Below are 25,170 nucleotides of genomic sequence, written 5' to 3'. Positions count from 1 at the left end.
GCTTTCCAAGCGCGAGATGTCGGAATGAAGCTGGTAACTTACAATATCCACTACGGCGTCGGTCTCGACGGCCGGTACGATGTCGGCCGTATCGCCGATGCCGTGCGCGGCGCCGACGTGATCGCGCTGCAGGAGGTCACCCGCGCCAACCCGAAGAATGGCGGCCGCGACATGGTGGCCGACCTCGGCAAGGCGCTGCCCGACTATTTTGCCGTCTACGGCAGCAATTTCGAAGCCGACGCCGGCTCGCGCCTGGAGAACGGCCGCGCCATCACGACCACCTTCCAGCTCGGCAACATGGTGCTGTCGAGGACGCCGATCCATCTGTCGCGCAATCTCCTTTTGCCGCGCAGCCGCAGTGTCGAGGCGATGAACTTCCAGCGCGGCGCGCTGGAGGCGCTGATCGAAACGCCGCTTGGTCCGATCCGCTTCTATTCCACCCATCTCGACCATCGCAGCCCGGTTGAACGGCTGAGCCAGATCCGCTTTCTGCGCCAGCGTCTGTTGAAATACTCGCTCGAGGGCGGCGGGCTCTCCGGCGTCGCCGAGATCGGCTTGCCGGAGCTGCCTTGTCCCGAAGCCTTCGTCGTCATGGGCGACTTCAACATGCTGGCCGGATCGCCGGAACATGTCGAACTCGCCGGCCAGGCTGACCATGAATTCGGCATGCCGGTGACCGCCGACCTCGCCGTCGATGCCGCCACGCGCCTCGGCGCCGCCGGCGCCGATCTCGTCACCTGGGTCGACCCCAAGCGGCCGGGCGATACCAGCCGCTACAAGCGCATCGACTACATCTTCACCAGCGCCTCGCTTGCCAAATCGCTGAGGCGCCTGTGGGTCGACCGGCAAGCGGCCGGTTCGGATCACTTGCCGGTCTGGCTCGAGATGACGTGAGCCGCATCCATCAAAAATGCACCCAGTTCCGCAGGCTGGTCCAGGTCTTGCGATCGAGGCGGTAGCGCTCGACCGGCACCTGGCCTGCAACGATCGAGTTCAGCATGCCCTGGCCGGCATACTGGAAGCCGCATTTGTGGATGACCCGGCGCGAGGCCGGATTGATAACCCGCGTCGAGGCGTGCAGCACCTGGATCGTGGTTCTCTGGAAGGCAAGGTCGACCAGTGCGTGCGCTGCTTCCGTCGCGTAGCCGCGTTTCCAGTACGGCTCGCCGATCCAGTAGCCGAGCTCCAGCCCACGATCCGTAGTGTTGAGCCCGGCACAGCCGACGAAGGTCTCGGTGCCGGCCAGCGTCAACGCATAGGCGATTCCGGCCCGGCGCGATGCCGTCATGGCCAGGAAAGCGCGTGCCTCCGCCTCGCCATAGGGATGCGGCATGCGAGCCAGCATTTCCGCGACGTGGCGGTTGTCGGCGAGCGCCACCAATTGCTCGATGTCGCTCTCACCCGGGGGCCGCATGACCAGCCGCTCGGTCGCGAGCACCGGGCAATCTATCGTGTAACTTTCGTCGTCTGTCGCTTCCGCTTCGGCAACCATATCAAAGTCCTCCAGGCACAAGAAAAAGGGGAGATGGAAACCCATCTCCCCTGATCCATTTCCTGGCTTGGCCAGACACCGGTCCCGAGATGGGTGCCGGTGTTCTCGTGCGGAACCGGCTACTCCGCTGCCTTCGTCATCGGGTTCACCGATACGTAGGTTCGGCCATTGGCTTTTTTGTTGAAGGTGACTGCGCCAGCTTCGAGCGCAAACAGCGTGTGGTCCGTGCCAATGCCGACATTGGTGCCGGGATGCCACGTCGTGCCACGCTGACGAATGATGATGTTGCCCGGAATCACGGCTTCGCCACCGAACTTCTTCACGCCGAGCCGCTTGGAATGGGAGTCGCGACCATTGCGCGACGATCCGCCAGCTTTCTTGTGTGCCATCTAACTACTCCGATGCGCCGCGAGGCGCCTAAACGATCTTATGAACGCGTTCGCGTTCCGTTTCAAGTCCGATCCGGCGCCGATTGCGCCGGTTCGTTCTACTTCTTCGCCAATTCCTTGGCCTGCTCGCGCCAGTCCTTGATCTGGTCGGCGCTGAACGGCATGTGCTCGTCGATCTTGGCGACGTCCTTGTCGGACAGCTTGGCGATCTGGGCAAAGGTGGTGATGCCCTGTTCGTTGAGCTGGCCGGCGGCGACCGGGCCGATGCCCTTGATCACGGTCAGGTCGTCCGGCTCGCCCTTCGGCGCCTTGAACAACGGCGCGGCGGCTTCGGCAGCCTTGTCCTCGGTCGTCTCGGCCTTGGCTTCCTTCTTCGGCGCAGCCTCTGCCTTCGCTGCTGCCTTCGGCGCGGCTTCAGCCTTCGCCTCGGTCTTGGCTGCAACTTCGGCCTTCGCTTCGGTCTTGGCGGCGGCCTTCTTCGCCGGCTTGGCGCCACCCAGCAGGATCTCGGCAATCCTGACGGTGGTCAAAAGCTGGCGATGGCCGATCTTGCGGCGCGAATTCTGCCGACGGCGCTTCTTGAAGGCGATGACGGTACGGTTCTTGCCCTGCTCGACGACTTCGGCGGTGACCATCGCACCATCGACGAACGGCGCGCCGAACGTGACGTTCTCGCCTTCGCCATGCGCGAGCACGCTACCGATCTCGACGATGTCGCCGACATTGGCTTCGAGTTTTTCGATCTTCAGGAGATCGTTGGCGGCAACGCGATACTGCTTGCCGCCCGTTTTGATGACTGCGAACATTTTTTGCCTTTCGCTGTTCGGTCGGCCTTGATGAACCGCCTCAGGCGGTTCGGCCGTCTTTTTGTCAGTCTGCGGGTTCAAAAAACAAGCGGCGCGGAAGATCCCTCCACGCCGATTGCGCGCTGTCCCTAACCGAAGGTTCGGCTTGAGTCAAGGCAAGCGCCGCGGGCAAGCTGCAAACGGGTTGAGCCCAGTCCTTGCAAATATCGAGCAGCGGCTACCGGAGCCTCGAAGGAAGCACGGACAGAAGCTGCGGCGCCGGGGCAGATTGGCCCTTGTAACCTGCCTGTCCAGCCGTTATCTAGTGCGCCGCGCCGGCAACGGCGGACCATGACCGCGGAGAGGTGGCAGAGTGGTCGAATGCACCGCACTCGAAATGCGGCATGGGTGCAAGCCCATCGGGGGTTCGAATCCCTCCCTCTCCGCCACTTCGGAATGGTCCATTCCGGACCCATAGGTAACAGCATCTCTCATCGCGCCGGTAATGGCTTAAGATCGCGGGCCTATGCAGCCTTCCGCCGCAATTGGCTCACGCTCAGCCACACCGCCGAAACCAGGAAGTAGAGGGCGCCTACTGCGGCATAGCCGGCCACGTTGGAGATCGATGGCGGCATCGGCATCCGCGTCTGCACGATGAAAAACGTGCCTGCCAGTGCTGATTGCCCTCCGCTCAGGATCATCGCCCACTGCGCACCAGAGCTCTTCCAACGGCGGACGGCGGTGCCGAGTTGAAGCGGCCGGACAGGATCGCCCATAGGCCGAACACGCCGAGCACCCAATTCATGCTCATCTTCAGCGCAACAATGACCGCGAGCGTTGTCGCCACACTGACCACGACGTTGATGGTCTGGGTGCGATTCTGTCCCAATCCTCCGCTGCGCGATGCGTCGACAAAATTGGCCAAGGCATCCCATGCAGGATAAGCCACGAGTAACACCGCCGCGACCACCCCGGAATGCTGTCCCACCGTAAAGGCAGCCGCCACCCAGACAGCCGAGAACGCCGTCCGAGCGAAGTAATAGAGCTTGAGCCATTGTTCTTGGCTGGAGCGGGAAAGATCGCCACTGTAAACCGTCATTGGATTGTCCTTTCGACTAGTAGGTAGGGACTCTCGACGAACGTCGCAGAGTGATTGCTAGTATGGTTAGTTGAGATCTAGGCCCGCATCCGGGGGGAAGCGCGGAGCCGCTCCAGGAGCGGGCCCGTCACGACGGCGAATATCTTCGGATCGCCATAGGCCCGTGCTGAAAGCATCGCGCCGTGAACGGTCGCCATGAACGCTTCAGCCTCGGCACGAGGGGTGCTCATCAGTCGAAATTGGCCGTGCCGCGCACCGCGCTCCATCACCGATGTCAGCCAAGCCGACAGCGAGCGGAAATGCGCCCGGACCTCAAGGCCAACTTCCTCGGGCAGCACGGGGAGCTCGCTTGCCAACAGCGCGCAGATACAAAACGGGGCGCTGGCGTTCGCGATGCAGGCTTCCCAATACCCGGCATAGATCCGCAACTGTTCGAGCGGATCGGATTCGTGAAGTTCGACATTTGCCATCCCAGCTTCAGTTTCTTCGCGATACCGCGCAACCAGCGTCCGAACCAGATCGACCTTGCTTGGGAAATGGTGATGGATGCTCGCCTTACGGATCCCGACCACATCAGCAATGTCGGCATAACTGAAACCGTTGTAGCCGCCAGCGACGATCAGTGAACGTGCACAAGCCAGGATGTCATCAGAGGTGGTAGACAAGTTGCTCATGCTTTTACCTACCTTCTGGTAGGATGGCAGTCAAGCCTCCTTGCAACGCGAGTAGCGTGAAATTGCGTGGCTATGGCGTAGACGTCATTCGATCTTAATTGATCTCGGCCCGCCATCCATTCAGACAGCTCCGGTGTTTGTCGATCGAGGTAGCCATCCCACTTCGAGGACGAGGCAACACCCTCCGGCCGACCGGACCACCGCCAATCGCCGTGCGGCACTAGGCGTTTGCACCGACTGCGCTATCTCACCATCGTTAGCTTGTTCTATCGCTGGTTGAAGACTGGGAGGTTTCCATGGATCGGCGACTATTTTTGACAGGAATGTTTGGCATTGCCGGGGCCGCGGCCCTTGCAAGCACAGTTCGGCCAATCAACGCAGTGGCCGGCGTTCCAACTGCCAGAAGCGGCATTCTCGATGAACTCGAGGCGCCGGATGTCGAGACCTTCGACGACGATGAAACTCAAGCAGAGTTGCAACCAGTCTATCATCGCCGGTGGCACCGGCCGCGCCGGCGCCGCCGGCGCGCTTGGAGAAGGGTCTGTCGCGTTTACTGGCGAAACGGCTATCGGCGCAGGCGGTGCTTCCGCAGGCGCGTCTGGGTCTGGTTTCGATTCTAGCAACTGGCCGGCTTGAACCCTGGCCATCGCGGCCGGGGTTTTCGCCCCAGGCGGCCGTTAGCGCCCTTAGGGAGCTTTCCTAAGGGCGCGGAGGAAGCTGACGGTGTTTGCAGGGTTCAGAGCCACCAGCCTACGACTGGACGATACGACGATTTTCGCAAGGGTCGGAGGCACCGGTCCGCCGCTGCTGCTTCTTCACGGTTTTCCAGAAACGCATCTGATGTGGAGGGATATCGCCGCAGCCTTGGCGCTCCGCTTCACGGTGGTCGCCGCCGACCTTCGAGGCTATGGGCAAAGCGGATGTCCGATTTCCTCTGCCGATCATAGCCCATACGCCAAACGCGCCATGGCCGGCGACATGGTTCAGGCCATGAAGCAGCTGGGGTTTGAGCGGTTCATGGTTGCCGGGCATGATCGCGGCGGGCGGGTTACCTATCGCCTGGCGCTCGACCATCCCGACAAAGTGCTCAAAATCGCCGTCCTCGACATCATCCCCACCGCCGCAACGTGGGATCGGGCGGATGCCAGACTGGCGCTCGGCTTCTGGCCCTGGAGCCTTCTTGCGCAGCCGGAGCCCCTGCCGGAGCGTCTGATCGGCGCGGCTCCCGATGCTGTCGTCGACGATGCAATTACGCACTGGGGATCGTCGGCGAAAATGGTCTCCAAAGAGGTCAGGAACGCCTATGTTGATGCGCTTCGCGATCCCGCGCATATTCATGCCATCTGCGAAGAGTATCGCGCCGCTGCGACGATCGATCGTGAACATGACGCGCTGGACCGCGCAAACGGTCGTCGCATCGACTGTCCGCTACTGGCGCTATGGAGTGGCGAAGGCGCCCTGGAGAACTGGTATGCGCAAGAAGGCGGGCCGCTGGCCATCTGGAGGAAATGGGCCGACAGAGTGGCAGGATGCGCTGTCCAAGGCGGGCACTTTTTCCCGGAAGAGCACCCCGACAAGACGGCAGCGGCTCTCTCGGAATTCTTTGAAGACAAACAGGTCGGTCAGCACAGAGTATTGTAGAGGTCACATGCTTCAGTTACGCGGAACCTCGCGAGTGCTTCGCGGCCCTAGATCGAGAACCCTCCGAAAATCCGCCCGTCCGGCATCAATGTGCTTGATAAGGGAATGAAGGCGATCTCCACGTCCACGCCTCTGATATGCAGCCTCATGTTTGTCGGAAGTTGCGCATCGCCTTTGCCGGCATCCTTTGATGCTGCGAAATACGACAAGATGAGTTGCGTCGAGCTCAACGTGGCGATCGGCGCTGTCGCCGACGAAATGTCGGCGACAGCCATCGCTCGTGGCAAAGTCGTCCACACCAACATTCCGGGCTGGCTGCTGGGAGGGCAGCGTGTCGCCTCGACCGTGGCTGCCCGCCAGAGTGCGAAGATCGAGCGCTTGCGGCAGCAGGAGGCTGCGATTGCCGCGGCGAGACGAAGCCGGTGCTAATCGTCTCTTAGCCGTTCGATAAAACGCCTCTTATGGATATGCCGATCGCGGATCGCCTGCAGCCTGCGAGCAAAATCGTGGGTCGTGCCACATTCCTCGGCGATTGCCTTGAGGTCGAGCAGAAGGCTGGCGGCCTCATCGTAGCCGGGAGGGTTGCGGCGTTCGATCTCGCTCTCCACCTCACGCCAGACGCTTTCGCCGCGTCGCGAGAGCGCATCGAGCCGAATACGGCGAGCGCGCGCCTCTTCCGCCGCCTGCCGTTTTCTTTCAGCCTCTCGTTGCTCCTCCTGCGCGCGCTCGCGGGCCTGACGGATCGCCTCGGCACGGGCTCGCAGTTCGCCGGCCGAGCGCGGAACAGTGGCCATGGGGCTTCCAACAGAGACTTTCAACATCGAGCGATTCCGGACGAACGCCCGAAGCTCGTTTTCAACATGCCGATCGCCGTCGACGAGACGAACGAGCAGCGTCGTCTTTTCATGATCGGACAAGGCGCCGACTGAACGCCGGACCATATCCGGCGACAATTCCGTTGTCGTGCCGGCGGGACGCTCGGCCGCCTCAGCGACGAGGTCGGCGTCGAGCTGAAAGAAGCGCGCGAAAGCGTCGAGCGCGGGCGTCATCGGGCCGATCCCCGGCAAAGGCTCCGCCTCGTCCGGCTTGACGGAACCGATCTCGGCCGCCTTCAGCCACAGCAGGTAGAAAAGCCTCAGATCGCCGCCGAGCACGTCGGCGCGCAGCGGCGCCAGTGCTTCGAGCCAGTGCGAGTCGTCGTCCCAATTATCCCAATCGTCCGCAGGTTCCAGTTCTTCGCACAGGATGTCGACGATCAGGTTCTCGCCGGACGTGCTGATCTCGAGGCAATCGACCGCATGCAGGAATCCCTCGAGACGCTGCCGGTCGATTAATCGCGCTGGAAACCGGATCATCAGCCGGTGGGTGCCCCAATTCGCCAAATAGAGATGAAGATCGAACCAACGCCGCATCAACGCGACCGGATCGCCTTTAAAGTCGCCCCACTCGTAGAAATTCGTGAAGCTCGTGGCCGTAATCCGCGCCCGCGTCGACACATCGCGCAAGTCCCGGCGATCCGCTTCGCTGAGTGGGCGGTCGACCGCCCGAAACTCGTAGTATTGATATTCGCTCATGGTTGCTTGGCTGCTGGCCGATCCTCGTCCCCCACAGGTCAGTTCAGGATAGAGCTGTGTCGAGATCGAACTCGCCCCGTCTGGTACTTTCTGCACAGGAATTTGCCGTTTGTGCGGATGAACTGTTGAAAGGCAGCCGGCCTGTCGTAGATTTGGCAAGCGCGAACGGCAGCGAGGATGCCATGAAGAAAGAAGCACTGGACTCCGTCCTTGGCCGGGGCAAGCCCGGCTTCGATCTCGGTCCGATAGAAGATCAACTACATGCCGTGGCAAACGAGCAGCAATTGCCGGATGTCGCAATCATTCACTGCATAGCGAGGATTGAAGAATCGGCTCCCGCGCTGCGTGCCGTCGTCACAAGAGCGGCCGAAGGAGAGGCTCTGTCGCGGGATGATCAGATGCTGCTCTTGCGAGGCATCTACATTCTGGGCGGCGCTCGCGACACTAGAACGTTCGGGCCCTTGTTGCGCCTGCTGCGCCGGCCGGGACGCGACCTCGATGACCTGCTCGGCGACGTGGTGACCGAGAGCATGGCGCGTATCGTCGCCGGCGTATTTGATGGCGACGCCGACGCTTTGTTCAGTTTGATCAGCGACCGCTCCGTCGATGAATTCGTCCGCGATGCAGTTTTGGGCGCAGCGACCTTCCTGACCTGGGAAGGCCGCATCGAGCGTGACCGAATGCGAGATTTTCTCGAGCGATTCCACACCGAGAGGCTGGCCGATGACGACGATTTCGCCTGGATCGCCTGGCTGGGGGCGATCGCCCTGCTTGGCTTGCGCGATCTGGCGTCACTTGTTCACAGCGCATGGGACGACGGCCGCATCCCCGAAGGGGTAATCGACCGCCGCGATTTCGAAGACGATCTCCTGGCCGCCGAGCAAAGCCCAAACGACATGGATCGATTCGAGCGCGCCGCTCTCGGCTATATCGACGACGTGCTTGAAGCGTTGGAATGGACCAGCCACCTTGAGTATTTTGGCGAGGAAGATTGGCAATCGCCCTTGCCGGAACAAACTTGGCTCGACGAGTTGTCGAGATTGACAGCGCCGGTCACAAATCCTTGGCGCCATGTCGGACGCAATGATCCGTGTCCCTGTGGAAGCGGCAAGAAAGCAAAGAAATGCTGCCTGGCAAACTAACCTGTTGCAGTGTCGCGCAATTGCGAGTTTGATTTTTGGCTACCCTCACGCCGATCCAGCGGATTGATGCGCAGCGATCGCGCCGAGGAATATCTCGCCGAAATCCTTGAGCTTGGCGGCGCCGACGCCGTTGACCGCGGCGAAGGCGTCCAGATCACGCGGGCAGCGTTCGGCCATATCGATCAGTGTACGATCCGAAAAGATCACGAAGGCCGGCACCTGGCGTTCCCGGGCAAGACGCAGCCGTACAGCCTTGAGCGCGGCCAGCAGCGCCGAATCCAGACCTTCCGTGCCTGCTGCGGTATCCTCAGGACGTATCTTGCCTCGCGATGACTGGCGCGCGTCCACGCGATACCGGAATGAAGCCTCGCCCCGAGCCAGCGCACGGCCCTTCTCGGCAATGGCGAGGCCGCCATGGCCGGCTGAGTCCAATGTCAGGAACCCTCCCGCGACGAGTTGGCGGAGCAGCGACAGCAAGAAACTCCTTTTATGCGCCACACCGGTGCCGAAGCTGGCAAGCCTGTGGTGGTTCCTGTCCAGGACCTTCTCGGTCTCATGGCCGAGCAGCACATCGACGACATGGGCGACGCCGAAGCGCTCGCCGGTCTGTGCGATCGCCGCCAGGATGATCCGCGCCTCCGCCTCGCCATCCGCATGCGGCGCCTGGTCGAGGCAGTTGTCGCAATTGCCGCAAGGCGAAGCACTTTCGCCGAAATAGCCAAGCAGGATCTGACGGCGGCACTGCGTCGTCTCGCAATAACCGATCAGCGTATCGAGTCGGCCATGCGCGCGCCTTTTGTGCTCAGCCGGCGCATCCTCGTCTTCGATGAAAAGCCGCCGCATGCGGATATCGCCGAGACCGAACAGCATATGTGCCTCGGCCGCCCGCCCGTCGCGGCCCGCCCGCCCGATTTCCTGATAATAGGCCTCCAAGCTGCCCGGCAGGTCGGTGTGGAAGACATAGGCGACATCCGGCTTGTCGATCCCCATGCCGAAGGCGATGGTCGCCACCATCACCACGCCGGACAAGGTCATGAAAGCGTTTTGATTCGCTTCACGCGCGTCCTTGCTCATGCCGGCATGATAGGCGAGCGCGCGTACGCCGTTCCGCTCGAGGAACGCCGCCATCTCTTCGGTCTTTTTGCGTGACAGGCAATAGACGATCCCGCTGCGGCCCGCATGGCGCTGCACGAAGCCGAGCAGTTGGCGCTTGCTGTCCTGCTTGGGCTCAATGCTTAGCTTGATGTTCGGCCGGTCGAAGCCGAGCACCACGGTATCGACGCGCCCGTCGAACAGTTGCGCGGCAATGTCGGTGCGCGTCGTCTCGTCCGCCGTCGCCGTCAACGCAATGATCGGCACTTTCGGGAAGATATCACGTAGTCTCGACAATTCTTCGTATTCGCGCCGGAACGCCGGTCCCCATTGGGAGATGCAATGTGCCTCGTCGATGGCGATCAGCCGGACATCGAGCTTGGTCAACGCCTCGAGCATTCGCACCGTCATTAGCCGCTCCGGTGCAAGATAGAGCAGGCGCGTCTGGCCTGCCGCGACACGGCGCCATGCAGCGACATTGGCGTCGCGGTCGAGCGAGGAATTGATCGTATCGGCCGCCACGCCGGCAAGGCGCAATGCGGCGACCTGATCCTGCATCAGGGCCACCAGCGGCGAAACGACAATGGTGAGCCCGCCCAGCACCAGCGCCGGGACCTGGTAGCAGAGCGATTTGCCGGCGCCGGTCGGCATGACAGCCAGCACATGATGCCCGGCCAGCAGCGCCTCCATCACGGCCGCCTGGCCGAGACGAAAATCATCGAAGCCGAATACATCCTTCAGGACGCGCCGCTTGGAATCCTCTGCCGGGATGCTCGCTGCTACCTGCATTACAGAACTTTCGGGGATACGACCTGCCGAAATTCCCCGGCGAATCGCCAGGTGATTGCCTGGACAGCAGATTCGAACATTTATCGACCCCTCTGGTCCTGTCCGCGGCACCGCCTGAGGCGAACTTCTCTCTCATTGGCCGATATGAGGCCGTCGTTCCAGCCCCTATTCGCTTTGGCTGTGAATATCGCACCGCCTCGGAGCGGTTAATCCTATCTTCACTATCATTCGGCAGGTTCAGGTTCTGCGGTGATGTTTTGAGTACCGCGGCGCCACAAGCGCCCAGGCAACACGCCCGCGTCTCTCCGGAGGCGCGGGTTTTTTTCTGAGAACCGGCTGCCTGATCTTCGGGCCCGCAGCTCAGTCGAGGAAATCGGCGCGGTGTGGCGTGAAGCTGTCGACCAGCCGTCCCGCCTGCAGCGCCTTGACGCCATGGACAAGGTTGGAAGGAACGATGAAGCTGCTGCCGGTTTCCAGGACCTCGGTCCTGCCGTCGATGGTGACTTCGAAGCGACCTTCGGCGACGTAGCTCGCCTGGACATGCGGGTGCGAGTGCAATGCACCGACACCACCCTTGTCGAAACCGAATTCGACCATCATCAGTTCATCCGTGTGCAGGAGCACGCGCCTGCGGTTGCCATCCGGCGTCGGCGTCCACGCAGCCTCGCCGGCATGCGAGAAGATTTTGGTTCCGGTCATCGCCAAACTCTCACCTTTTGTTGTTCATCGTGCCAGCCAGCCGCCGTCCACCGGCACCACCGCGCCGTGCATGTAGTTGGACGCTGGCGCCAGCAGGAAGACGGCTGCGTCGCCGATGTCTTCCGGCGCGCCCCAGCGGCCGGCCGGAATGCGCGCCAGGATCGAAGCGCTGCGGTCGGGATCGGTGCGCAGCGCCTCGGTGTTGTTGGTCTCGATATAGCCGGGCGCAATGCCGTTGACGTTGATCCCCTTTGCCGCCCATTCGCACGCCAGCAGCCGTGTGATGCCGAGCACGCCATGTTTGGAGGCGGTGTAGGAGGCGACGCGGATGCCGCCCTGGAAACTCAGCACCGAAGCTATGTTGACGATCTTGCCGCGCCGTCCAGATTCGGCAAGCACGCGCCTGGCAAAACTCTGGCTGAGGAAGAACACCGTCTTCAGATTGACGCCGATGACGTCATCCCAGTCGGCTTCGGTGAGGTCGACCGCATCGGCACGCCGGATGATGCCCGCATTGTTGACCAGGCCGTCGAGCGGCCCGGTGTCGTCCCAGACGCGGTCAAGCATCGCCTGGGCGGCGGCATCGTCGCCAAGGTCGCAGCGGACCGCCTCGAAGCGCCCGCCGGCCGCTTCAATCCTCTCCGCCGTCTCGTCCATCGCCGACCGGCCGACGCCGACCACCGCGCCACCGGCGCGCGCGATCGACACGGCGATGCCCTGGCCGATGCCGGTATTGGCGCCGGTAACGAGGATGCGCTTGCCGGCAAGGCTGAACGCAGAGAGGTCGCTCACTTGAGCTCCTCCATCGCCACCAGGTCGACATCGGTATAGTCGACATTGTCGCCGGCCATCGCCCAGATGAAGGCGTAGTTCGAGGTGCCGGCGCCCGAATGGATCGACCATCCCGGCGACAGCACCGCCTCCTCGTTGCGCATGACGAGATGGCGCGTTTCGTCCGGTTCGCCCATGAAGTGAAACACCCGCGCCGCCTCCGGCAGGTCGAAATAGAGATAGGCCTCCATGCGCCGGTCATGCACATGGCATGGCATGGTGTTCCAGACGGAACCGGGGGCAAGCTGCGTCATGCCGACGACAAGCTGACAGGTCTTTACCCCATCGGCATGGATGAACTGGAAGATCGAGCGCTCGTTGGAGGTTGCCTGGCTGCCGAGATCGAGCCGCTTGGCATCGCCGATGCGGATCAGCCGGTTGGGATGGCTCTGATGCGCCGGCGCGCTGAGCAGGTAGAACTTAGCCGGCTCAGCCGGATTGGTCGCAGCGAACGACACCTCATCGGTGCCCATGCCGAGATAGAGCATGTCGCGTGCCTGCAGCTCGTAGGATTGGCCGCCGGCTTTGACGACGCCTGCACCGGCGATGTTGACGATGATCATCTCACGGCGGTCGAGAAAATTCTTGGTCCCGGTCGGCTTGATCGCCTGCAGCGGCAGCGGTGTACCGGCGGGCATAGCGCCGCCGACGATCATGCGGTCGTAATGGGTGTAGGTCAGGCCGATGCGGCCGGGCTGGAACAAGTCCTCGATCAGGAAATTGTGTCGCAGCTCGTCCGTTCCCATGGCTGCGGCAGAAACAGGATCGATGGCGAAGCGGGAGGTGAAATCCGTATGATTGTCAGTGTGATTCATTGCTGTCCCATGGGGCTGCCTCAATTGCTTATTCAGTTGCCGCGGCCTTGACCGAGTCGGCATAAAAAACCTGGCGCGCGTGCAGGCGCTCGCGATAGCGCTGCTGGCTGGCACCGAGATGCCCGCGCATCGCCTCCCGCGCCGCCTCGGCATCGCCTGCCGAGATGGCGTTGAGGATCATCAGGTGTTCGCGCTGCAGGCCGCGCTGGTAGGCGTCGGACTGCGCGAACTCGGTCGACCAGGGCGAGGTCACATCGCAAGGAATGGCGCGCCGGCCGAGCACGTCGAGCATCTCGACATAGAACGGATTGTTGGTGGCGCTGGCGATTGCGCGGTGGAAGGCAAGGTCGGCCGGTCCAGTTGGCTCGCTGTTGAGGAGCAGCCGTTCGAACTCGAAGAAGGCTTCCTGGATTGCCGCTTCCTGCGCGGCGTTGCGCCGGATGGCGGCGAGCCCGGCGGATTCGATCTCGATCGCCAACCTGACTTCGAGCACGTTGAGGGCAATCGAATCCTTGCTGCCCATCTCCGCTGCCAGAGCACCAAACGCTGTCGAGATATGTTCGGTGACGAAAACGCCGGCGCCTTGGCGCGGCTCGACCAGGCCGTCCGCGGCAAGCTTGGCCAGCGCCTCGCGTATCACGGTGCGGCTGACCCCGAAGGTTTCCGTCAGCTGGCCCTCGGTCGGCAGCTTTTGCCCAGGCTGGATCTCGCCCGCCTGCAGCTGCTTGCGGATCGCCGCGACGACGGTTTCCGAAAGCTTCGGTCTTCGTTCGACGCGGAGCCCGACGGCAGTGTCCGATGCCATGTCGCACCCCCTATTTGAAGACGCTCGGCAGCCATAGCGAAATGGCCGGAATGTAAGTGACGAGCGCCAGCACCACGAGGCCTGCGCCATAGAATGGCCAGATCGAGCGCATCGATTCCCAGACGGATATCTTGCCCACGGCACACGCCACGAACTGAACTGCGCCCACCGGCGGCGTGTTCAGCCCGATGCCGAAATTGAGGATCATGATGACGCCGAAATGCACCGGATCGACACCGTAGGCCTGCGCCACGGGCAGGAAGATCGGCGTGCAAATGATGATCGTCGGCCCCATGTCCATGAACGTGCCGAGGAACAGCATCAAGAGGTTGAGCAGCAGAAGCACGACCAGCGGATCGTCCGAGATCGCATTCATGGAGGCGATGAGCGCTGCCGGCACTTTCAGGAAGGCCATCAGCCAGGAGAACGCCGCCGCCATGCCGATGATGAGCAGCACCATGGCCGTGGTGCGCACGGCGCCATGGGTGGCATGAACGAACCCTTCCCAGGTCATCTGCCGGTAAACGAAGACGGTCACGAGCAGCGCATAGATGACGGCGATACAGGAACTCTCGGTGGCGGTGAAGACGCCCGATCGCACGCCGCCGAAGATGATCGCGATCAGCAGCAGGCCGGGCACGGCGACGGCGAAAAGATGCGCGACCGCGGTGAAGCCCGGAAACGCCTCGGTCGGATAGCCGCGGGAGCGCGCCACGATATAGGCGGTGACCATCAGCGACAGGGCCAGCAGCAGGCCCGGGATGATACCGGCCGTGAACAGATCGGCGATGGAGATCTTTCCGCCTGCCGAGATCGAGTAGATGATCATGTTGTGCGACGGCGGCAGCAGCAGCGCGATCAGTGCCGCCATCGACGTGACGTTGACGGCGTAGTCCGCTCCATAGCCGCGCGCCTTCATCTGCGGGATCATCAGGCCGCCTACCGCCGCTGCCTCCGCAACCGCTGAGCCGGAAATGCCGCCGAACAGTGTAGCGGTTGCAATGTTGACCTGGCCGAGGCCGCCGCGCAAATGGCCGACGAGCGAGCCGGCGAAGGCAACGATCTTGCTGGCGATGCCGCCGCGCACCATCAAGTCGCCGGCGTAGATGAAAAACGGAATGGCCAGCAGCGAAAAGACGCTCATGCCGGAATTCAGGCGCTGGAACACGATGAGCGGCGGCAGGCCCATATAGAGGACGGTGGCGAGGCTTGCGACGCCCAAGCAGAAAGCGATCGGCGTGCCGATAAGCATCAGCAGGGTGAAGACGCCGAAGAGAATCCACAGTTCCATGGCGTCAGACCTTCACGTTGGCGGTGTCGAGTTCGGCCGCGACTTCGGCCGGCGGCAGTTCATCGAGGGCATCGTCGATCGGCGCGCCGGAGAGGCGAAGCACGATGCGCTCCAGCGTGAAGAGCACGATGAGCGCGCCTCCCGCGACAAGCGGGACGTAGTCCCAGCCCCCCGATATGCCGAGTGACGGCAAGACGGAGCCCCAGGTCAATGCGACCAGCTGGCTGCCATACCAGATCATGCCGATGCCGAAGGCGAGCGCGACAAGATCCGAAATCATCCGCAGCCAGCGCTTGCCGCCTTTCGGCAGCACGTAGAGCAGTACGTCGAAGCCAAGATGGTAGTTCTCGCGCACACCGACGGCAGCGCCGAGGAAAATGAACCAGCTCATCAGCATCACCGAGCCCGGCTCGGTCCAGCTCGGCGAGCGGTTCAGAACATAGCGGCCGAACACCTGCCAGGCGACGAAGGCGGTCATCAGCACCAGCCCGATGCCGGCGATCGACAGCGCCGCCGTGCTGACGCGCGACATCACTTGCGCGACGCCGGACAGGAGCGGTGTTGGTCTTGGGCTGGAAGTCACCGGTTTTCTCCCCAGGAGGATGGCGGCACCGAATGTCCGCGCCGCCGCTTGATCACTGCACGGCCTTGATGGCTTCGACCATGGCCTTCAGCTTGTCGTCCTTGACGTGCTTCTCGTAGACCGGCCCCATCGCGTCGATGAAGGGCTGCTTGTCCGGCGTCGTGATCTGCGAACCGGCCGCCTCGACCTTGGCGCGCGATTCCTTGACCTTGGCGGTCCACAGCTCGCGCTGCTTGGCGACGCTTTCCTTGGCGGCCGCCTTGAAGATCGCCTGGTCTTCCGGCGTCAGCTTGTCCCAGCTCGACTTCGCCATGACGAAGGCTTCCGGCACCATCGTGTGCTCGTCGAGCGAATAGTACTTGGCGACTTCCGCATGCTTGGCGGTGTCGTAGCTCGGAAAATTGTTCTCCGCGCCGTCGATGACTCCGGTCTCGATCGCCGAATACACCTCGCCATACGGCATCGGCGTCGCGTTGGCGCCGAGTGCCGCCACCATGTCGACGAAGATGTCGGACTGGATGACGCGGAACTTCATCCCGGCCATGTCGGCCACGGTGTTGATCGGCTTCTTCGAATTGTAGAAGGAGCGCGAGCCGCCGTCGTAAAAGGCGAGCAGCACCAGCCCGACCTGGTCGAACGCCGCCGCGATCTGGTCGCCGATCGCCCCGTCCATGACCTTGTGCATATGCTCTTCCGAACGGAAGATGTAGGGCAGCGAGGGCACGGTGGTCTCCGGGATGAGCCCGTTGAACGGCGCCATCGAGACGCGGTTGAGATCGATCACGCCGGTACGCACCTGCTCGATCGTGTCCTTTTCCTCGCCGAGTTGCGCGGAAGGATAGATCTCGACCACATAGCGGCCGGCCGTGCGCTCCTTCACCAGCTCGCCGAAATATTTGACCGCCTCGACCGTCGGATAGCCGTCCGGGTGCGTGTCGGACGAGCGCAGGACCGTCTGGGCGCTTGCCGATCCGGCCAGCAGTGCGGCGGCAAGTAGCGTAGCTCCCGCCAGTCTTGAAAAATGCAGCATTGGTTTCCTCCCGTTTGAACGATGGCGGCAAGCGCCGTTAGAGCCGGTACGCCTTTTTCGCGAGCGTATAGGCAAGTTCCTGCGCCAGCTCGTGCGCCTCGTCCTCGCCGAGCCGATGCTCGGCGACGAGACGCGCCAGATATGCGCAATCGACCCGGCGCGCCACATCATGGCGGGCCGGTATGGATGGAAAGGCGCGGGTGTCGTCGTTGAAACCGACGGTGTTGTAGAAACCGGCCGTTTCGGTGGTCATCTCACGGAACCGGCGCATGCCTTCGGGGCTGTCGTGGAACCACCAGGCCGGGCCGAGCTTCAATGCCGGGTAGACGCCGGCGAGCGGCGCCAGCTCGCGCGCATAGCTGGTCTCGTCGAGCGTGAAGAGGATGATGGTGAGGTCGCGCTCCAGCCCGACGCAGTCGAGCAGCGGCTTCAGCGCCGTCACATAGTCGGTTCGGGTCGGAATATCGAAGCCTTTGTCCCTGCCGAACTTGTGAAAGATAGCCGGCGAATGATTGCGCCAGGAGCCGGGATGGATCTGCAGGACCAGCCCGTCGTCGCGGCTCATCTTGGCCATCTCGGTCAGCATCTGGGCGCGGAACAGCTTTCGCTCGCGCTCGTCGTCCGAGCCCCGGCGGATGCGGTTGAACAGCTCCTGCGCGGCGGCATCCGAGAGATTGGCGGTTTCGGCCGTCGGATGGCCGTGATCGGAGGAAGTCGCACCGAAACTCTTGAAGAAGGCGCGCCGCTGGCGGTGCGCCTCGAGATAGCCTGTCCAATTGCCGGTATCGCACCCGGTGATCTCGCCAAGCCGGTCGAGATTGGCCGAGAACCCTTCGAAGTCGGGATCGACGATCGCATCCGGCCGATAGGCGGTGATGACGCGGCCCTCCCAGCCGCTGTCGCGGATCATCTGGTGCCATCTGAGATCGTCGAGCGCGCCTTCGGTCGTTGCGATGACTTCAATGTTGAAGCGCTCGAACAGCGCTCGCGGGCGAAAATTCTCCCACTGCAGCAAGGTCGAGATCATATCGTAATGGCGGTCGGCGGTTGCGGCCGTCAGCGGCTCGTCGATGCCGAACAGATGGGCAAGCACATGGTCGAACCACAGCCGGGTCGGCGTACCCCGGAACAGGTAATAATGCTCGGCGAAGCGCCGCCAGATCGTTCTGCCGTCGGTTTCCACCGGCGAGCCGTCAAGCGTCGGCACCCCAAGCTCCTCAAGCCGAACGCCCTGGCTGAACAGCATGCGGAAAATGTAGTGGTCCGGCACGATCAGCAACTGCGCCGGATCGGGAAACGCCTCGTTGAGCGCATACCAGCGCGGATCGGTGTGGCCGTGCGGGCTGACGATCGGCAGGTCCTTGACCGCGGCGTAGAGATCACGGGCCAGCGAACGCGGGCGCGCCTCGGCGGCAAACAGCAAATCCGGATCCGTCAATGCGGCCACGCAAATCCTCCCAATCCGGACATCGGTAGGGTTGGAAAGAAATAATGTCAACATACAAAAACTGGGTTGTTGTATGATGACTTTTCGTCGGCCATTGCCCATTGTGCGTGACGGCATCGGGTGTTACGCCGCCTGACAGCAGTGACCCAACAATCTCGATCAGACACGTGGCGCAATGACCAATAGACGCCTTTCCAACAGCACGCTGAAGGCACTGCCGGCTTCGGTCACGGTTCCGCGCTACGCCCGCGGCGGCGGCGCACCGGGCATCGTCCATCTCGGTGTCGGTGCCTTCCATCGCGCCCACCAGGCGGCCTATGTCGACGACTGCCTGGCGGCGGGAGAGGCGGACTGGGGCATTGTCGGCGTGTCCTTGCGCAGTCCTGACACGCGCGACGCACTGGAGCCGCAGGATGGCCTCTACACGCTGGCGATCAGGAGCAGCATCGGCGAAGAGCTGCGCGTCGTCGGCTCGATCCTGTCGCTGCTGGTGGCGCCGGAAGATCCGGCTGCGGTGCTCGCCGCCCTGACCGATCCGCGCACCCGCATCGTCACGCTGACGATCACCGAAAAGGCCTATTTGAGGGCAGCCGGCGGCGGCCTCGACAATACCCACCCCGACATCGTCCATGATCTGGCCAACCCGCAAATGCCACGGACGGCGCATGGTTTCCTGACCGAGGCGCTGTCGCGCCGCCGTGCCGCCGGCATCCAGCCTTTCACCGTGCTCTGCTGCGACAACCTTCCGGCCAATGGCGCCACGCTGCACCGCCTGCTGGTCGAATTCGCCGCGCTGCGCGATTCCAGGCTCGCCACTTCAGGCGATGCCAGGCTCGCCGCTTCAGGCGATGCCAGGCTCGCCGCACACATTGCCGACGGCGTCGCGTTTCCGTCGAGCATGGTCGACCGTATCGTGCCGGCGACCACCGACGCCGACCGAGCGCGTATCGCCGTCGAGCTCGGCGTCGAGGATGCCTGGCCGGTGATGACCGAGCCGTTCTGCCAATGGGTGGTCGAAGACGATTTCCCGGCTGGCAGGCCGGCCTGGGAAAAGTTCGGCGTCACCATGGTCGGCGACGTCGGGCCCTTCGAGGACATGAAGCTGCGGCTGCTCAACGGCTCGCATTCGGCAATCGCCTATCTCGGCCTGCTCAGCGGCGACGACACGGTCGACCGCGCCTTTGCCGATCCGGCGATCCGGCAATTCGTCGACGGACTATGGGCCGAGGCGATCCCGACGCTGCCGCAGGACGCCGGGCTCGATACGGCCGGCTACACGGCCCAGCTCGCCGAACGCTATTCGAACACGGCGCTCGCCCATCGCACGGCGCAGATCGCCAATGACGGCAGCCAGAAGCTGCCGCAGCGCATCGTCGCCTCGGCCCTCGATCGACTGGGCGCCGGTGACCCGCCCGCGCATCTCATGCTGGTGGTGGCGGCCTGGATCGCCGCTTGCGAGGCGCGCGGCAAAACCTTGCCGGAAGCCCATTTTGCCGACCCGATCGACGCTCGGCTTACGGCGCTCGGCAGCCGGCCGGCTGATGAGACGGTGACAGCGATATTCGATCTCGCCGGCTTCGCCAAGGACCATTCCCACCGCATGACACTGATCGATCTGACGGCAGCCCATCTCGAGCGCCTGCGGCGGGGCGGCACTGCCGCAGCTTTGGCGGCGCTTGGCATAGGGAGTGAGAAGCCATGAGACAGACCTGGCGCTGGTTCGGGCCGGACGATCCGGTGACGCTTGCCCATGTCCGTCAGGCCGGCGCCGTCGGCATCGTCAGCGCGCTGCACCACCTCAACGACGGCCGCGCCTGGCCGGCAGACGAGATCGCCAGGCGCAAGGCCGAGATCGAGGCAGCAGGGCTGACCTGGGACGTGGTCGAAAGCATCGTCGTGCACGAGGACATCAAGACCCGCAGCGGCGACTGGCGCAGCCTGATCGACAATTACAAGGCCTCGATCCGCGCCGTCGCCGCCGCCGGTATCAACACCGTCTGCTATAATTTCATGGCGATCACCGACTGGACGCGGACGGACCTCGATTACCCGATGCCGCATGGCGGCACGGCGCTGCGCTTCGATGTCGTCGAGCTCTGCGCCTATGACGTCTTCATCCTTGAGCGAGAAGGGGCGGAGGCCGATCACCCACCGGCCCGTATCGAGGCCGCGCGTGCGCGGCTGCAAGGGATGAGCGACAGCGACAAGGCAAGGCTGGAGCGCAACCTGATCGGCTGGGTGCCGGCGCGCGAATTCATCTTCGATCGGGCAAGCTTTCGCCGCGCCCTCGACCTCTACAAGGACGTCTCCACCGAAGGACTGCGCGAAAACCTGTTTGCTTTCCTGCGCGAGATCGTGCCGATCGCCGAAGAGGCCGGAGTCAGAATGGCGATCCACCCCGACGATCCGCCTTTTTCGTTGTTTGGCCTGCCGCGCATCGTTTCCAAGGCAGCCGATGCCCGCGCGCTGCTCGACGCGGTCGCTTCGCCGGCTAACGGGCTGACGCTGTGCACCGGCTCCTACGGTGCGGGCGCGCAGAACGATCTGCCGACGATGGCCAAGGCCTTCGCCGAAAACATCCATTTCGCCCATCTGCGCAACGTCACCAAGGAGCCAGACGGCTCTTTCCACGAAGCCGAGCACCTCGACGGCGACACCGACATGGTGGCGGTCGTGTCGGCGCTGATTGGCGAAGAACGGCGACGCAAGGCAGCCGGCAGGGCGGACTGGCAGATGCCGATGCGTCCCGACCATGGCCACGCCATCATCGACGACATCGGCAAGAAGGTGAACCCCGGCTATTCCTGCATCGGCCGCCTGAAGGGCCTCGCCGAACTGCGCGGCGTCATGCGCGCAGTAGAGGCACTGACAGTTTGAGCTACTTGCTCGCCTGGCCGTTCAGCGTCTGTCGAGACGAATAATCGGTACCTTTGGAATTCCAGAACAGCCGCAGGGCCTTGCCGACCAGATTTTCATAGGGAACAAACGCGACACTGAACCGGCTGTCGGAGGCATTGTCGCGGTTGTCGCCAAGCACGAAGTAGTGGCCTGCGGGCACCTCAAACACGCGCGTATTGTCGCCGATCGAGTTGTCGGTGAGGTTGAGAACGGAATGGGTGACACCCCCCGGCAAGGTTTCGCTTTGGAGCTTGGCTCTCGAGAACTCGTCGGACGAAAAAGTACCAATATCGTCGAGTCCCACCGCGACATCGTTGATGTGAAGCACCCCGTCGATGATCTGGATCTTCTCGCCGGGAAGGCCGACAATCCGCTGGATGTAGTCCACGCTCGGATCGGGCGGGAACTTGAAGACAACCACATCTCCCCTTTTGGGTTCCGCGCCGAATATACGTCCATCAACGGGAAGCAAGTTGAACGGCACGCTGTAGCGGCTGTAGCCGTATGCCATTTTGGAGACGAAGAGATAGTCGCCTTCCTGCAACGTCGGCACCATGCTGCTGGAGGGAATCGAAAAAGGCTGGAGCAGGAACGCGCGTATTGCGAATGCAGCCGGATACGAGGTCAGAAAGACGAGCACCAGCACCGAAAGCCCACGCGCGTACCATCTGTCCGGCTTGAACCGGTGCGCGAAGGGAACAACGATCGCTGCCCACAGGGCCATCAAACCGATCCCTGAAAAATTGGCCCACCAAGCAAGATCGACGCCAGGCAATACCGGAAAGCCAATGTAAATAAGCGCGAAAACGACGACGCTGATCACCACCAGGCTGGCGACCGCCAGTTTGCCGCTGCCGATCCAGAGGAACCCGCCAAACGGGCCGCCATAGGCCGAAACCAGGGCCGTCGACCATCTGGATCGCGAGATAGTTTCTTGTTGCACTGCTTGTTCTGTCATCGGCCACCCCCACGCCAAGGCAGCCAGACTGTCCACCAAACAAAAAAGCGGGGCAAGCCCGCTTTTTCAGTTAGTCATTTGACCGGAACTCACGCCGGCAACAGCGCACCTTCAAGCGTCGTAAGCTGGTTGAGGAACTGCTCGGCCTTGCTGCGGGTCTGGTCGTCCTTGGCGTCGGCGGCGTCTTCCCTGGCCTCCTGGATGCGGCGGGCAAGGTCGGCGCGGTCGATGTCGCCGACGGCTACCGCCGATTCCGCCAGAAGCGTGCAGCCGGCCGGAACGATGTCGGCAAAGCCGCCGAACACCACATAGCGCTCTTCCTTGCCTTGCGCGGTCTTCAGCGTAACGACGCCCGGCTTGATTGTGGTCATGACCGGCGCGTGATGCGCCATGACAGTCATCTCGCCTTCGGCGCCCGGAATGACGACGGATTCGACCTGCTCGGAAACCAAGAGGCGCTCCGGCGAGACCAGTTCGAATTTGAAAGCTTCAGGCATGATCAGTTTAGCGACTGGTGAATGGTGAATGGTGAACGGTCAGAAAGAATGACCTTCACTCAGCCCCGATTTCCTATCCGCTACTCCCCATTCACAATTCACTATTGACCATTCACCATCAGGCCGCTTCGGCGGCCAGGCGCTGTGCCTTCTCGACCGCTTCCTCGATGCCGCCGACCATGTAGAAGGCGGCCTCCGGCAGATGGTCGTAATCGCCGTTGCAAAGGCCCTTGAAGCCCTTGATGGTGTCGGCGAGGTCGACCAGCTTGCCCGGTGCGCCGGTGAACACTTCGGCGACGAAGAAGGGTTGCGACAGGAAGCGCTCGATCTTGCGGGCGCGGGCCACGGTCTGCTTATCCTCTTCCGACAGCTCGTCCATGCCCAGGATGGCGATGATGTCCTGCAGCGACTTGTAACGCTGAAGGATCGACTGCACCTGGCGGGCGACCTGGTAATGCTCTTCGCCGACAACCATCGGGTCGAGCATGCGCGAGGTCGAATCGAGCGGATCGACGGCCGGATAGATGCCCTTTTCCGAAATCGCGCGGTTGAGCACGGTCGTCGCGTCGAGGTGGGCGAACGAGGTCGCCGGTGCCGGGTCGGTCAGGTCGTCGGCCGGCACATAGATCGCCTGCACCGAGGTGATCGAACCCTTGGTCGTCGTGGTGATACGCTCCTGCAGCGCGCCCATGTCGGTAGCCAGCGTCGGCTGGTAGCCCACGGCCGAAGGAATGCGGCCGAGCAGCGCCGACACTTCCGAGCCCGCCTGCGTGAAGCGGAAGATGTTGTCTACGAAGAACAGCACGTCCTGGCCCTGGTCGCGGAAATATTCGGCAACCGTCAAGCCGGTCAGGCCGACGCGGGCGCGGGCGCCCGGCGGCTCGTTCATCTGGCCATAGACGAGCGCGGCCTTGGAGCCTTCGCCGCCGCCCTTCTTGTTGACGCCGGACTCGATGAACTCGTGATAGAGGTCGTTGCCTTCGCGGGTGCGCTCGCCGACGCCGGCGAACACCGAGAAGCCGCCATGCGCCTTGGCGACGTTGTTGATCAGTTCCTGGATCAGCACCGTTTTGCCGACGCCGGCGCCGCCGAACAGGCCGATCTTGCCGCCGCGGGCATAGGGGGCCAGCAGGTCGAGCACCTTGATGCCGGTGACCAGGATCTGCGCTTCCGTCGACTGCTCGACATAGGTCGGCGCCGGCTGGTGGATCGAGCGCATCTCGATGCCGTCGACCGGGCCTGCCTCGTCGACCGGCTCGCCGATGACGTTGATGATGCGGCCGAGCATGCCCGGGCCGACCGGCACGGTAATCGGTGCACCGGTGTCATAGACGTCCTGGCCGCGGACCAGACCTTCGGTCGAGTCCATGGCGATGCAGCGCACGGTGTTTTCGCCGAGATGCTGGGCCACCTCTAGCACCAGGCGATTGCCGACGTTGATCGTCTCAAGCGCGTTCAGGATCGCCGGCAGATGTTCGCCAAACTGGACGTCGACAACGGCGCCGATGACCTGGCGAACCTTGCCTGCCAGGCCGGTTTTCTTGATGGTGGCGGCCGGCGTATTCACAGCGGCGGCCTTGGTTGCTGCCGCCTTCTTGGCCGGAGCGGCCTTTGCTGCTGCCGGAGCCTTCGCTGGTGCCGCGGCCTTAGGGGCTGCCGTCTTCGGGGTCGCTGCTTTCGCCATCGTCTTTACCCTTTTCGTCTCTTTGTTTCTCACACGCTTGAGGTCGATGACCTCCTTGTGGGCGTGCCTAGAGCGCCTCGGCGCCCGAAATGATTTCGATCAATTCCTTGGTGATCTGCGCCTGCCGCTGGCGGTTGTAGGTGATCGACAATTTGTTGATCATGTCGCCGGCGTTGCGCGTCGCATTGTCCATGGCGCTCATCTTGGCGCCCATCTCGCCGGCAGCATTCTCGAGCAGCGCGCGAAAAACCTGCACGGAAATGTTGCGTGGGATGAGATCGGAGAGGATCTCGCCCGGCTCCGGCTCGTATTCGTAGACGGCGCTGCCGCCGTCCTTCACTTCCGCGCCAGCCGCAGGCGCGCCCGCCGGGACAATTTGCTGCGCCGTCGGGATCTGGCTGATCACCGACTTGAACTGCGAATAGAACAGCGTGCAGATGTCGAAGCCGCCTTCGTTGAACAGGTGGATCACCTTCTTGGCGATGGCATCGGCATTGACGAAGCCCAGCGTCTTGACCTCGCGCAGGTCGACACGCTCGATGATCAGCGCCCCGTAGTCGCGGCGCAATATGTCGAACCCCTTCTTGCCGACGCAGATGATCTTGACCTGCTTGCCGTCGGCCAGAAGCTTGCGGATGTGGTCGCGGGCAAAGCGGGCGATCTGCGAATTGAAACCGCCGCACAGACCGCGTTCGGCCGTGCAGACGACAAGCAGATGCACGTCGTCCTTGCCGGTGCCGGTCATCAGCGCCGGGGCATCGCCGCCGCCGCCGATCGCCTGGGTGATATTGGCCAGCACCGCGCCCATGCGCTCCGAATAGGGACGCGCCGCTTCCGCCGCTTCCTGCGCGCGACGCAGCTTCGCCGCGGCGACCATCTGCATCGCCTTGGTGATCTTCTGCGTCGCCTTGACCGAGGCGATACGGTTACGAAGGTCTTTTAACGAAGGCATGCT

Annotated in this window: 24 protein-coding genes, 1 tRNA gene and 1 pseudogene; 7 read left to right on the top strand and 19 right to left on the bottom strand. The window is 62.9% G+C overall.

Annotated features, from left to right (window positions below; genetic code table 11):
• Window positions 1–24: 24 nt before the first annotated feature.
• Window positions 25–894, top strand: coding sequence for an endonuclease/exonuclease/phosphatase family protein (locus NKJ32_RS00750; protein ID WP_352569548.1), 870 nt, complete (start codon window positions 25–27; stop codon window positions 892–894).
• A 10-nt stretch (window positions 895–904) separates the two neighbouring features.
• Here the strand turns inward: NKJ32_RS00750 and NKJ32_RS00745 are convergent, their stop codons facing one another.
• The 3 genes from NKJ32_RS00745 to NKJ32_RS00735 all read right to left on the bottom strand — a co-directional run bounded on the left by NKJ32_RS00745 (window position 905) and on the right by NKJ32_RS00735 (window position 2,687).
• Window positions 905–1,492, bottom strand: a complete 588-nt coding sequence (locus NKJ32_RS00745; protein WP_352569546.1) for a GNAT family N-acetyltransferase — start codon at window positions 1,490–1,492, stop codon at window positions 905–907.
• Window positions 1,493–1,611: 119 nt separating this feature from the next.
• Entirely contained in the window at window positions 1,612–1,881 is a 270-nt protein-coding gene (gene rpmA, locus NKJ32_RS00740) for a 50S ribosomal protein L27 (RefSeq protein WP_023678077.1), read from the bottom strand.
• 98 nt (window positions 1,882–1,979) lie between these two features.
• Window positions 1,980–2,687, bottom strand: coding sequence for a 50S ribosomal protein L21 (locus NKJ32_RS00735; protein ID WP_352471261.1), 708 nt, complete (start codon window positions 2,685–2,687; stop codon window positions 1,980–1,982).
• Window positions 2,688–3,025: 338 nt separating this feature from the next.
• On the opposite strand from NKJ32_RS00735, the gene NKJ32_RS00730 reads away from it, so the two are divergent.
• Window positions 3,026–3,115, top strand: a tRNA-Ser gene (locus NKJ32_RS00730).
• Window positions 3,116–3,190: 75 nt separating this feature from the next.
• On the opposite strand, the pseudogene NKJ32_RS00725 reads toward NKJ32_RS00730, so the two are convergent.
• Both NKJ32_RS00725 and NKJ32_RS00720 read right to left on the bottom strand, forming a co-directional pair.
• A pseudogene (locus NKJ32_RS00725) lies at window positions 3,191–3,765 on the bottom strand (DUF308 domain-containing protein).
• A gap of 77 nt (window positions 3,766–3,842) precedes the next feature.
• Complete coding sequence (locus NKJ32_RS00720) at window positions 3,843–4,439, bottom strand: TetR/AcrR family transcriptional regulator (RefSeq protein WP_352754663.1); 597 nt, start codon at window positions 4,437–4,439, stop codon at window positions 3,843–3,845.
• A 723-nt stretch (window positions 4,440–5,162) separates the two neighbouring features.
• On the opposite strand from NKJ32_RS00720, the gene NKJ32_RS00715 reads away from it, so the two are divergent.
• Together NKJ32_RS00715 and NKJ32_RS00710 are read left to right on the top strand one after the other, a co-directional pair.
• Window positions 5,163–6,080, top strand: a complete 918-nt coding sequence (locus NKJ32_RS00715; protein ID WP_352569543.1) for an alpha/beta fold hydrolase — start codon at window positions 5,163–5,165, stop codon at window positions 6,078–6,080.
• A 174-nt stretch (window positions 6,081–6,254) separates the two neighbouring features.
• Entirely contained in the window at window positions 6,255–6,509 is a 255-nt protein-coding gene (locus NKJ32_RS00710) for a hypothetical protein (RefSeq protein ID WP_352594357.1), read from the top strand.
• On the opposite strand, the gene NKJ32_RS00705 is transcribed toward NKJ32_RS00710, so the two are convergent.
• A complete protein-coding gene (locus tag NKJ32_RS00705; RefSeq protein ID WP_352454999.1) occupies window positions 6,506–7,654 on the bottom strand; it encodes a hypothetical protein in 1,149 nt (382 codons plus the stop codon). The two genes, NKJ32_RS00710 and NKJ32_RS00705, sit on opposite strands and share 4 nt — an antisense overlap.
• A gap of 56 nt (window positions 7,655–7,710) precedes the next feature.
• Between NKJ32_RS00705 and NKJ32_RS00700 the strand changes: the two genes are divergently transcribed.
• Complete coding sequence (locus NKJ32_RS00700) at window positions 7,711–8,796, top strand: DUF1186 domain-containing protein (RefSeq protein WP_352594359.1); 1,086 nt, start codon at window positions 7,711–7,713, stop codon at window positions 8,794–8,796.
• A 45-nt stretch (window positions 8,797–8,841) separates the two neighbouring features.
• Here the strand turns inward: NKJ32_RS00700 and recQ are convergent, their stop codons facing one another.
• From recQ to uxaC, 9 genes are all read right to left on the bottom strand, one after another.
• Complete coding sequence (gene recQ, locus NKJ32_RS00695; RefSeq protein ID WP_352826646.1) at window positions 8,842–10,677, bottom strand: DNA helicase RecQ; 1,836 nt, start codon at window positions 10,675–10,677, stop codon at window positions 8,842–8,844.
• A gap of 360 nt (window positions 10,678–11,037) precedes the next feature.
• A complete protein-coding gene (locus NKJ32_RS00690; protein WP_352636897.1) occupies window positions 11,038–11,376 on the bottom strand; it encodes a cupin domain-containing protein in 339 nt (112 codons plus the stop codon).
• 24 nt (window positions 11,377–11,400) lie between these two features.
• Complete coding sequence (kduD, locus tag NKJ32_RS00685) at window positions 11,401–12,168, bottom strand: 2-dehydro-3-deoxy-D-gluconate 5-dehydrogenase KduD (protein ID WP_352644661.1); 768 nt, start codon at window positions 12,166–12,168, stop codon at window positions 11,401–11,403.
• Window positions 12,165–13,022 carry a 5-dehydro-4-deoxy-D-glucuronate isomerase gene (gene kduI / locus NKJ32_RS00680; RefSeq protein WP_352826644.1) on the bottom strand — a complete coding sequence of 286 codons (858 nt, stop codon included), beginning with the start codon at window positions 13,020–13,022 and terminating at the stop codon, window positions 12,165–12,167. Before kduI ends, kduD begins: the two co-directional genes overlap by 4 nt.
• A gap of 28 nt (window positions 13,023–13,050) precedes the next feature.
• Window positions 13,051–13,827 (bottom strand): FadR/GntR family transcriptional regulator, encoded by a 777-nt coding sequence (locus tag NKJ32_RS00675; RefSeq protein WP_023678088.1) that lies wholly within the window; start codon window positions 13,825–13,827, stop codon window positions 13,051–13,053.
• Between the two features lie 10 nt (window positions 13,828–13,837).
• Entirely contained in the window at window positions 13,838–15,118 is a 1,281-nt protein-coding gene (locus tag NKJ32_RS00670) for a TRAP transporter large permease (protein WP_023678089.1), read from the bottom strand.
• A 4-nt stretch (window positions 15,119–15,122) separates the two neighbouring features.
• A complete protein-coding gene (locus NKJ32_RS00665) occupies window positions 15,123–15,650 on the bottom strand; it encodes a TRAP transporter small permease (RefSeq protein ID WP_023719697.1) in 528 nt (175 codons plus the stop codon).
• Window positions 15,651–15,753: 103 nt separating this feature from the next.
• Window positions 15,754–16,731, bottom strand: coding sequence for a TRAP transporter substrate-binding protein (locus NKJ32_RS00660; RefSeq protein ID WP_023678091.1), 978 nt, complete (start codon window positions 16,729–16,731; stop codon window positions 15,754–15,756).
• Window positions 16,732–16,768: 37 nt separating this feature from the next.
• Window positions 16,769–18,178 carry a glucuronate isomerase gene (uxaC, locus tag NKJ32_RS00655; protein ID WP_352636902.1) on the bottom strand — a complete coding sequence of 470 codons (1,410 nt, stop codon included), beginning with the start codon at window positions 18,176–18,178 and terminating at the stop codon, window positions 16,769–16,771.
• A gap of 175 nt (window positions 18,179–18,353) precedes the next feature.
• Between uxaC and NKJ32_RS00650 the strand changes: the two genes are divergently transcribed.
• Both NKJ32_RS00650 and uxuA read left to right on the top strand, forming a co-directional pair.
• Window positions 18,354–19,880: a mannitol dehydrogenase family protein gene (locus NKJ32_RS00650; RefSeq protein WP_352826642.1), complete on the top strand. Its 1,527-nt coding sequence runs from the start codon at window positions 18,354–18,356 to the stop codon at window positions 19,878–19,880.
• Window positions 19,877–21,055: a mannonate dehydratase gene (uxuA, locus tag NKJ32_RS00645; protein ID WP_352826641.1), complete on the top strand. Its 1,179-nt coding sequence runs from the start codon at window positions 19,877–19,879 to the stop codon at window positions 21,053–21,055. The genes NKJ32_RS00650 and uxuA overlap by 4 nt, the downstream gene beginning before the upstream one ends.
• Before the next feature lies 1 nt (window position 21,056).
• Here uxuA and lepB read toward each other — a convergent pair whose 3' ends face one another.
• The 4 genes from lepB to NKJ32_RS00625 form a co-directional block, all read right to left on the bottom strand.
• Entirely contained in the window at window positions 21,057–22,034 is a 978-nt protein-coding gene (gene lepB, locus NKJ32_RS00640) for a signal peptidase I (RefSeq protein ID WP_502901084.1), read from the bottom strand.
• Between the two features lie 89 nt (window positions 22,035–22,123).
• Complete coding sequence (locus tag NKJ32_RS00635) at window positions 22,124–22,531, bottom strand: F0F1 ATP synthase subunit epsilon (protein ID WP_023678096.1); 408 nt, start codon at window positions 22,529–22,531, stop codon at window positions 22,124–22,126.
• 118 nt (window positions 22,532–22,649) lie between these two features.
• The gene (atpD, locus tag NKJ32_RS00630) at window positions 22,650–24,215 is read right to left on the bottom strand and encodes a F0F1 ATP synthase subunit beta (protein WP_023678097.1); all 1,566 of its coding nucleotides are present in this window, start codon (window positions 24,213–24,215) and stop codon (window positions 22,650–22,652) included.
• 67 nt (window positions 24,216–24,282) lie between these two features.
• Window positions 24,283–25,167: a F0F1 ATP synthase subunit gamma gene (locus tag NKJ32_RS00625; RefSeq protein ID WP_023678098.1), complete on the bottom strand. Its 885-nt coding sequence runs from the start codon at window positions 25,165–25,167 to the stop codon at window positions 24,283–24,285.
• Window positions 25,168–25,170 lie beyond the last annotated feature (3 nt).

The sequence above is a fragment of the Mesorhizobium sp. M0159 genome (assembly GCF_040322295.1).
Classification (GTDB): Bacteria; Pseudomonadota; Alphaproteobacteria; order Rhizobiales; family Rhizobiaceae; genus Mesorhizobium.
Note: the sequence above shows the minus strand (reverse complement) of the source record. Positions and strands in the feature narration are given on the sequence as shown.

Bases quoted from the DNA above. Each gene is read 5' to 3' on its own strand.
- NKJ32_RS00750 (WP_352569548.1), top strand. From the start codon at position 25: ATGAAGCTGGTAACTTACAATATCCACTACGGCGTCGGTCTCGACGGC.
- NKJ32_RS00745 (WP_352569546.1), bottom strand. From the start codon at position 1,492: ATGGTTGCCGAAGCGGAAGCGACAGACGACGAAAGTTACACGATAGAT.
- rpmA (WP_023678077.1), bottom strand. From the start codon at position 1,881: ATGGCACACAAGAAAGCTGGCGGATCGTCGCGCAATGGTCGCGACTCC.
- NKJ32_RS00735 (WP_352471261.1), bottom strand. From the start codon at position 2,687: ATGTTCGCAGTCATCAAAACGGGCGGCAAGCAGTATCGCGTTGCCGCC.
- NKJ32_RS00720 (WP_352754663.1), bottom strand. From the start codon at position 4,439: ATGAGCAACTTGTCTACCACCTCTGATGACATCCTGGCTTGTGCACGT.
- NKJ32_RS00705 (WP_352454999.1), bottom strand. From the start codon at position 7,654: ATGAGCGAATATCAATACTACGAGTTTCGGGCGGTCGACCGCCCACTC.
- recQ (WP_352826646.1), bottom strand. From the start codon at position 10,677: ATGCAGGTAGCAGCGAGCATCCCGGCAGAGGATTCCAAGCGGCGCGTC.
- NKJ32_RS00690 (WP_352636897.1), bottom strand. From the start codon at position 11,376: ATGACCGGAACCAAAATCTTCTCGCATGCCGGCGAGGCTGCGTGGACG.
- kduI (WP_352826644.1), bottom strand. From the start codon at position 13,022: ATGAATCACACTGACAATCATACGGATTTCACCTCCCGCTTCGCCATC.
- NKJ32_RS00675 (WP_023678088.1), bottom strand. From the start codon at position 13,827: ATGGCATCGGACACTGCCGTCGGGCTCCGCGTCGAACGAAGACCGAAG.
- NKJ32_RS00670 (WP_023678089.1), bottom strand. From the start codon at position 15,118: ATGGAACTGTGGATTCTCTTCGGCGTCTTCACCCTGCTGATGCTTATC.
- NKJ32_RS00665 (WP_023719697.1), bottom strand. From the start codon at position 15,650: ATGTCGCGCGTCAGCACGGCGGCGCTGTCGATCGCCGGCATCGGGCTG.
- NKJ32_RS00660 (WP_023678091.1), bottom strand. From the start codon at position 16,731: ATGCTGCATTTTTCAAGACTGGCGGGAGCTACGCTACTTGCCGCCGCA.
- NKJ32_RS00650 (WP_352826642.1), top strand. From the start codon at position 18,354: ATGACCAATAGACGCCTTTCCAACAGCACGCTGAAGGCACTGCCGGCT.
- uxuA (WP_352826641.1), top strand. From the start codon at position 19,877: ATGAGACAGACCTGGCGCTGGTTCGGGCCGGACGATCCGGTGACGCTT.
- lepB (WP_502901084.1), bottom strand. From the start codon at position 22,034: ATGACAGAACAAGCAGTGCAACAAGAAACTATCTCGCGATCCAGATGG.
- NKJ32_RS00635 (WP_023678096.1), bottom strand. From the start codon at position 22,531: ATGCCTGAAGCTTTCAAATTCGAACTGGTCTCGCCGGAGCGCCTCTTG.
- atpD (WP_023678097.1), bottom strand. From the start codon at position 24,215: ATGGCGAAAGCAGCGACCCCGAAGACGGCAGCCCCTAAGGCCGCGGCA.
- NKJ32_RS00625 (WP_023678098.1), bottom strand. From the start codon at position 25,167: ATGCCTTCGTTAAAAGACCTTCGTAACCGTATCGCCTCGGTCAAGGCG.